At 43.8% G+C, this 7,638-nt stretch carries 6 protein-coding genes; 5 read left to right on the top strand and 1 reads right to left on the bottom strand.

Features of this window, described 5'->3' with window-relative positions:
* Nucleotides 1-545 precede the first annotated feature (545 nt).
* Nucleotides 546-1,598, top strand: coding sequence for a PTS transporter subunit IIC (locus PG840_RS06120; RefSeq protein ID WP_270613427.1), 1,053 nt, complete (start codon nt 546-548; stop codon nt 1,596-1,598).
* Nucleotides 1,599-1,693: 95 nt separating this feature from the next.
* On the opposite strand, the gene PG840_RS06115 is transcribed toward PG840_RS06120, so the two are convergent.
* Nucleotides 1,694-3,457: a DUF885 domain-containing protein gene (locus tag PG840_RS06115; protein ID WP_270613426.1), complete on the bottom strand. Its 1,764-nt coding sequence runs from the start codon at nt 3,455-3,457 to the stop codon at nt 1,694-1,696.
* Nucleotides 3,458-3,642: 185 nt separating this feature from the next.
* On the opposite strand from PG840_RS06115, the gene nadA reads away from it, so the two are divergent.
* The 4 genes from nadA (at nt 3,643) to PG840_RS06095 (ending at nt 7,337) form a co-directional block, all read left to right on the top strand.
* Complete coding sequence (nadA, locus tag PG840_RS06110; protein WP_055261559.1) at nt 3,643-4,551, top strand: quinolinate synthase NadA; 909 nt, start codon at nt 3,643-3,645, stop codon at nt 4,549-4,551.
* Between the two features lie 70 nt (nt 4,552-4,621).
* Nucleotides 4,622-5,824: an L-aspartate oxidase gene (locus PG840_RS06105; protein WP_270613425.1), complete on the top strand. Its 1,203-nt coding sequence runs from the start codon at nt 4,622-4,624 to the stop codon at nt 5,822-5,824.
* 35 nt (nt 5,825-5,859) lie between these two features.
* Nucleotides 5,860-6,711 (top strand): carboxylating nicotinate-nucleotide diphosphorylase, encoded by an 852-nt coding sequence (gene nadC, locus PG840_RS06100; RefSeq protein ID WP_022220419.1) that lies wholly within the window; start codon nt 5,860-5,862, stop codon nt 6,709-6,711.
* A 110-nt stretch (nt 6,712-6,821) separates the two neighbouring features.
* On the top strand, nt 6,822-7,337 hold the full coding sequence (locus tag PG840_RS06095) for a transcription repressor NadR (RefSeq protein ID WP_270613424.1): 516 nt from the start codon (nt 6,822-6,824) through the stop codon (nt 7,335-7,337).
* Nucleotides 7,338-7,638 lie beyond the last annotated feature (301 nt).

The raw sequence follows: 7,638 nt of genomic DNA, 5'->3' as shown, positions 1-7,638 counted from the left end.
TATGAAAAAGTTGTAAAGTGGTGATAAAGAATAAAAATAAGAAATAAAAAGCAGGAGTGTGCAGTTATAAAATGTACACTCCTACTTTTTAGTCATATTAGTTATATCCAAGGATCTTTTTTTAATTTTCCAAGGGACCAGCCAATTTTTCCGCCTTGCAGAAGATATATTTTCATATTTCTCTGTAAAGAAGTATTTTCCAGAGGAATATGGATATAAATTCTTCTTTCATTATCTTCAAGGCACATTTCGAATTCCAATGTATTTATACGGAATTCATGAAGAGAAAGCTGGCGAGGGAACCATTTTGCACGGCGCTGTTCAAATACATAAGTTCCATAACCGGCATGATAGGCGTTAATATATTCTGCACAGTATTTCATAGTTTCTGCGAAAATAGTAAGATCATACTTTTGCGAAGATAAGAGATTTAAATAAAATCTTCTTGACGGATTCTGCAAAACAGTGGATAATATTGCACAGTAATCACATGTGACAAGACAGTAGATTATACACTAAAAGAATGACAGGAGCAGGAGAAAGTTATGAAAGAGTTTCTAAGAAAGAAAAATATTATCTTTTCAGCGAAGCGATACGGAATCGATGCGCTTGGTGCAATGGCGCAGGGACTGTTTGCATCGCTTCTGATCGGTACGATCATCAGCACACTCGGAGAACAGCTTGGTATAGGAATCCTTGTAACAGTAGGCGGTTATGCGAAAGGAGCAACCGGAGCTGCGATGGCAATCTCGATCGGAGTAGCACTTCAGTGTCCGCCACTTGTATTGTTTTCACTGGCGGCAGTCGGAATGGCAGCAAATGAACTTGGGGGTGCCGGAGGACCTCTTGCGGTTTTGGTCGTTACGATTTTTGCAGCAGAATTTGGAAAACTGGTTTCAAAAGAAACAAAAATAGATATTATTGTGACACCATTTGTGACGATCTGTGTGGGGGTTCTGCTTTCAATGGGATGTGCACCGGCGATCGGAGCAGCGGCAAGTACTGTTGGAACTGCGATCATGTGGGCGACTGAATTACAGCCATTTTTCATGGGAATTATCGTATCTGTGATCGTTGGTATTGCACTGACGCTTCCGATCAGCAGTGCAGCGATCTGTGCGGCACTTTCGCTTACCGGGCTTGCAGGAGGTGCTGCTGTAGCCGGTTGCTGTGCACAGATGGTTGGTTTTGCGGTTATGAGTTTTAAGGAAAATAAATGGGGTGGTCTTTTTGCACAGGGAATCGGAACCTCGATGCTCCAGATGGGTAACATCGTGAGAAACCCGAGAATCTGGCTCCCGCCAACACTGGCATCCGCAATTACCGGTCCGGTCGCAACCTGTATCTTTCATCTGAAGATGAATGGTGCGGCAGTGGCATCCGGAATGGGAACCTGCGGACTGGTCGGACAGATTGGTGTGTACACTGGCTGGGTAAATGATATTGCTGTGGGAACAAAGGCTGCAATCACCGGAATGGACTGGGCAGGTCTTGTGTTGATCTGTTTCATCCTTCCGGCAGTACTTTCCTGGGCAATTGCGATTCCGATGAGAAAATGTGGCTGGATCAAGGAAAATGATCTGAAGCTGGATCTGTAGATTCAGGTGTAAATTATATAAAAATGTGTTTGAGGGGCTATCCTGTGGGAATATTTTGGATTCTCACAGGATAGTTTTTTGTGTGTGAAGCAGGATCAATCTAATAAATTTTTTTCCACCTCATCATATACGATCTCAAATGGCGCCGGTCCCACATCCAGTACCGCCCTGTGAAATTCTTTTTGAGAGAATTGATTTCCCAGGGTATCTGCCATCTCCTTTTTCAATTCATATAATTTCAGGTATCCAATATAGTATTTCAGATAATTGGCAGGACTTCCAATGATCAGTTCGTAGACACTCTGTACTGCATTTGCATCATTGATTCCGTAATCGCTGAAAAAGCGGACTGTATCAGTTACAGACCAGCCGTCATAATGAATTCCCATGTCTGCAAGCGCATAAAGTCCAAGAATGACAGAACTGTTTTTCTGGAGAAGGGATGCTTCCGTCTTAGAGAGAGGTGCAAGGTAGTAGGACATCATTTCCGAATAGGTGGCCCAGCCCTCAACGTATCCGCCAAAATCAAGAATACTCCGGATAGGATCCGGCTCAGAAGCAGAAAAATAGACAGTCTGGTACAGATGTCCGGGATAGCCTTCGTGAGCAAGAGTCGTGTAGAGATTCAGCCCTGAGGCGGTCTGTCCGTTGTTAATATAGATGACATTTTCCGTCAGATTGTCAATGGCAGGGATCATATAGAAAGCGGGACTTAGATAATCCTGCATGGATTCCGGAACATATTTGACCTGGAAATCAACATCAGGAATTTCCGGGAATGTATCTGTGATTTTAGACCTGAGATCATCCAGCATGGAATCAGGAGGTGTCTGCTCCAAAACGGATGCCTGGGTAAGTGCTGCATCGGCAGGGAAGAGAACCTTCTGCATGGCACTTAGATCTTCCAGTATCTGTGCCCTGGTCATCAGTCGCAGACGGGAAATGGATTCATTGCAGCCGGTAGTCTGACGCACCAGATATTCATAGTATTTTTTCCCATAAGGGAAATGGCTAAGTCCCTGTTCATTCGTTCCTTTTCCTTTCAGCGATTTGATAGCGGTGATCAGATTTTGATAAGCTGGATAAATCTCTTCTGTTACAAGTTTTATATTTTCTTTCTGAAAAGAATCTTTTTTGTTTTCAGGTAAAAGATCCAGTGACGCGATCCGTTCGCTAAATGTACTGATCAGATAATTCTCTTTACCCATATCGATAAAAGACTGGCAGGTGTCCAGAACAGAGTCAGCCTGGTAATCCGGCATAAAAAGACCGGAAGCAGCTTTTTTCTGCTCAAACCGGATGACAGAATCAAAATAGGAAGGCGTTTCTTTTAAGAGAGCCAGATAGGTTTCTACATCCTGTGTGTCGTAAAAGCTGTATTCCGAGAGCAGAACAGGCAGCTGCGTATGGATACCGGATACGGGGCCGAGAGGCTCCTGATAAAGCAGATAATCTGTCCCTGTAGATGCATTTTTAAGATAGGTATCCAGGATTTTAAAGGTTAGTGCATTTTCCGAAGAAAGAGTGGCGGGATCAAATTCCTGCAGAGAAGAGAGAACATTTCTGACAGAAGCTTTCGCTGCAACGGGATCAGAAGAAAGACTGCCATATGTAGCCGGGATGTCCGCGATTCCATAGTCAGAAGGAGAACGCAAGGTATAGTGAAGACTGATGGTATTTGCGGATACTTCCGTCTGGAAAAGACTGCGTGTGAAGGTACGGAATTGCCGGTCGGAAGATTCTGTATGCAGGGAGTTCCAAAACGCATTGCCAGACAGAAAAGAAATCAGAATGACCAGCAGACAACAGGGAAGAATCAGAAATATTTTTTTCCGGTGTTTAAGAATTAAATGAAACATAAAACTCCAGAAGAAATGATGTTGTTTCTATGTATATGATTTTGATTCTGGAAATATGTATCTCAAACGAAACTTTACAGAAATAAAACAAGTGTCTTGTCAGATGTAAAGTGTGGTGCTATAATGTGCACTATGCTGAAAAAAGATCAGAGATGAGAAAAGAGTCAGTAAGGGAGGATCACGTTATGACAACGGTGGAAGAGATACAGAAGCTTAAAAAAGAGAAGAATGCTGTCATTCTGGCACATTATTATGTGCGGCCGGAGGTGCAGGAAATAGCAGATTATATAGGGGATTCTTTTTACCTGAGCAAGGTAGCAACGAAGCTCCAAGAAAAGACAATCGTATTTTGTGGCGTTTCTTTTATGGGGGAGAGTGCGAAGATCCTGAATCCGGAGAAAACGGTTCTGATGCCGGATATGACAGCAGACTGTCCGATGGCACATATGGCAGATGTGGAGACGATCCGGAAGATGCGGAAAGAGTATGATGATCTTGCTGTTGTCTGTTATATCAATTCAACGGCAGCACTGAAAGAATACTCGGATGTCTGTGTGACATCTGCAAATGCAGTGAAGATCGTAAAAGAACTTCCGAACAAGAATATTTTCTTTATTCCGGATCGGAATCTGGCACATTTTGTAGCCGATCATGTACCGGAAAAAAATTTTGTTTACAACAATGGATTCTGTCCGACTCATGAACGGATGGAACCAGAGGATGTAGCCGAAGTGAAAAGGAGACATCCGGGGGCACAGATCGTCGCACACGGAGAATGCCGTGCAGAACTTCTTGCGATGGCAGATTACGTGGGAAGCACATCAGGAATCATCCAGTATGTAACGGCAAGTGATTGTCAGGAATTTATTGTCTGTACAGAAGAGGGTGTGGGTTACAAGCTGAAGGAACAGAACCCGGAGAAGACATTCTATTATCCGGACAAGCTACCGGTATGTCCGAATATGAAAAAGAATACGCTGGAGAAGGTATTGCATGTTTTGCAGACTGGTGAAAATGAGGTTCACGTAGATGCAAAACTTCGGGAAAATTCCAAAAAACCGTTAGAGAAAATGCTTGAGCTTGCTGCAAAATAAAAGAACCGGAAAATCAAAAATAAGAAACAATAGGTGACCGGCTAAGAGAACCGGAATTGGAGGGATAAAGTTGGAGATTAAGACAGATGTAGTGATCGTTGGAACGGGAGTTGGTGGAGCGTTTTCAGCACTGAATCTTCCGGAGGATAAACAGATCCTTATGATTACCAAGTCAGATCTGGAAAGCAGTGATTCATTTCTTGCACAGGGTGGAATCTGTGTACTTCGTGATGATGAGGATTATGAGGGGTATTTTGAAGATACAATGCGCGCAGGTCATTACGAGAACAGGAAAGAATCGGTGGATATTATGATCCGCAGCTCGCAGGAAATTATTCATGATCTAATTGGATATGGCGTGGATTTTGCCAAAAAAGACGGAAATCTTGCATTTACAAGAGAAGGTGCGCATTCCAGACCAAGGATTCTTTTCCATGAAGATATTACAGGGAAAGAGATTACGAGTAAACTGCTCATGCATGTAAAGAAACGAAAAAATGTACAAATACACGAATATACAACTATGACAGACATAATTGTTAAAAATGGAAAATGCGCAGGTATTTTAGCGAAGACGGCAGACGGTGAAGAGATGAAGATCTATGCACAGGATACGATTTTTGCAAGCGGTGGAATCGGAGGAAGATACCAGCATTCTACAAACTTTCCACATCTGACAGGAGATGCGCTTGATATTTCCAGGAAGCATGGAATCCGTCTGGAGCATCTGGATTATGTCCAGATCCACCCGACAACTTTGTATTCTTCAAAACCAGGGCGAAGATTTCTGATTTCAGAATCTGTCCGTGGAGAAGGCGCAGTTCTTTATAATAAAGACGGAGAACGTTTTGTAAATGAGCTTCTTCCGAGAGATGTGGTGACAAAAGCAATCCGGGAACAAATGGAAAAAGACGGAACGGATCATGTATGGCTTTCCATGGAAAATATTGATAAGAATACGATCCTGGAGCATTTCCCAAATATCTGTGAGCGGTGCCGGGAAGAAGGCTATGACGTGACAAAAGAGTGGATCCCGGTTGTTCCTGCACAACACTATTTCATGGGAGGCATCTGGGTAGACAGCGACAGCAGAACTTCGATGGAGCATCTGTATGCGGTTGGAGAGACCAGCTGCAATGGCGTCCATGGGGCGAACCGTCTGGCAAGTAATTCTCTGCTTGAGAGCCTGGTGTTTGCAAAACGTGCGGCACATAAGATTTCCGGAGTGGAAAATGCAGTAAATCCTGTACTGTTCTGTAAAGAGGCAATATAAAAGAAAAAGATCTGTTTAGAATGAGGAAAAAAGAAATGAATAAGATTACGATGACATTGAATGTAGACCACCTGATAAAAGAAGCACTGCAGGAGGACATTTCCAGTGAGGACGTGACCACCAATGCGGTGATGAAAGAAGCGGTGACCGGAGAGGTGCAGCTGATCTGCAAACAGGATGGAGTAGTTGCCGGGCTGGATGTATTTCACAGAGTATTTGAAATTCTGGATGAAAATGTGAAGACAGATTTCTATTGTAAAGACGGTGACGAAGTGAAAAAAGGAGAATTGATGGGGATTATTACAGGCGATATCCGTGCGCTGCTCTCAGGGGAACGGGTGGCACTGAATTATCTGCAGAGAATGAGTGGAATTGCAACTTATACACATTCGGTTGCAATGCTTCTGGAAGGAACGAAGACGAAGCTTCTGGACACCAGAAAGACAACGCCGAATATGCGTATTTTTGAAAAATATGCGGTCCGTGTCGGTGGAGGATACAATCACAGATATAATCTTTCCGACGGAGTGCTTTTAAAAGACAATCATATCGGAGCGGCAGGAAGTGTGGCAAAGGCGGTGGAAATGGCAAAGGAATACGCACCGTTTGTCCGCAAAATTGAGGTAGAAGTTGAGAATCTGGATATGGTGCGTGAGGCTGTTGATGCGGGAGCAGATATTATTATGCTGGATAATATGTCGCCGGAGGATATGAAGGAGGCAATCAGGATTATTGACGGACGTGCAGAGACAGAATGTTCCGGAAATGTAACAAAAGAAAATATTGACCGTCTGACGTCTCTTGGAGTAGACTATATATCAAGTGGGGCACTTACCCATTCTGCTCCTGTCCTTGACATTTCGCTGAAGAATCTGCATGCTATTTAAGCCGGTCTGGATTCAGTAAGAGTGAAGACAGGATTTGGCAGACAGAAGAGGAAAGTCTGTAATACGTCAGGCACAGAGCAGAATTGCAGAAAAAGGAGAGTTATATCGGGATGACAGGTTCCAGACGAAGAGAAGAGATTGTCAGCAAAATAAAGAGCAGTGAGGTTCCGGTACCCGGGAAAGAACTGGCGAAGGTATATGATGTAAGCCGTCAGGTCATTGTACAGGACATTGCGCTGATCCGTGCAGCCGGATATGATATCATTTCAACCAACCGGGGATATATTCTGAATGCACCGCATACGGTAACGAGAGTGTTCAAAGTCAGTCATACGGATGAACAGATGGAGGATGAGCTTTGTTCAATCGTGGATCTGGGAGGCAAGGTGGTAAATGTAATGATCAATCACCGGATTTATGGACATATGGAAGCACCTCTTGATGTGGCATCGCGGAGAAATGTCAAAGAATTCATGGAAGGGATCCATAATGGAAAGTCCAGTCCGCTTAAGAATATCACTTCCAACTATCACTACCACACAGTTGAAGCGGATTCGGAAGAGACACTGGATCTGATCGAGCAGGTATTGAAGGAAAAAGGCTATCTGGTGTCAAATACGCCTTGACAAGTTTCTGATATCTGTGATACGATTTTTCTGATATAGGAAAAGCGATGACGAAGAGAGTAGGTCTTTTGAATGTTTACAGAGAAGTCCCGCAGAGGCTGAGAGGGATGGCTGGAGAAAGACTGAAGATGGCTTCTGAGCAGCGCAGGTGAACATAAGGAAGCAACGAATCAGTTTCCTGTGCAAGCATGCGATGGGTTCCGCCCGTTACAGCGGCGAGTGCAGATATGGACTGCCAAAAGCAGCAGACTGTACCCGGTGAGATTCTTCCTGTGAGGGAAGGATGAAGAGAAGTGGTAAC

The organism is Coprococcus sp. AM97-35 (genome assembly GCF_027697525.1).
Classification (GTDB): Bacteria; Bacillota; Clostridia; order Lachnospirales; family Lachnospiraceae; genus Allocoprococcus; species Allocoprococcus comes.
Note: the sequence above shows the minus strand (reverse complement) of the source record. Positions and strands in the feature narration are given on the sequence as shown.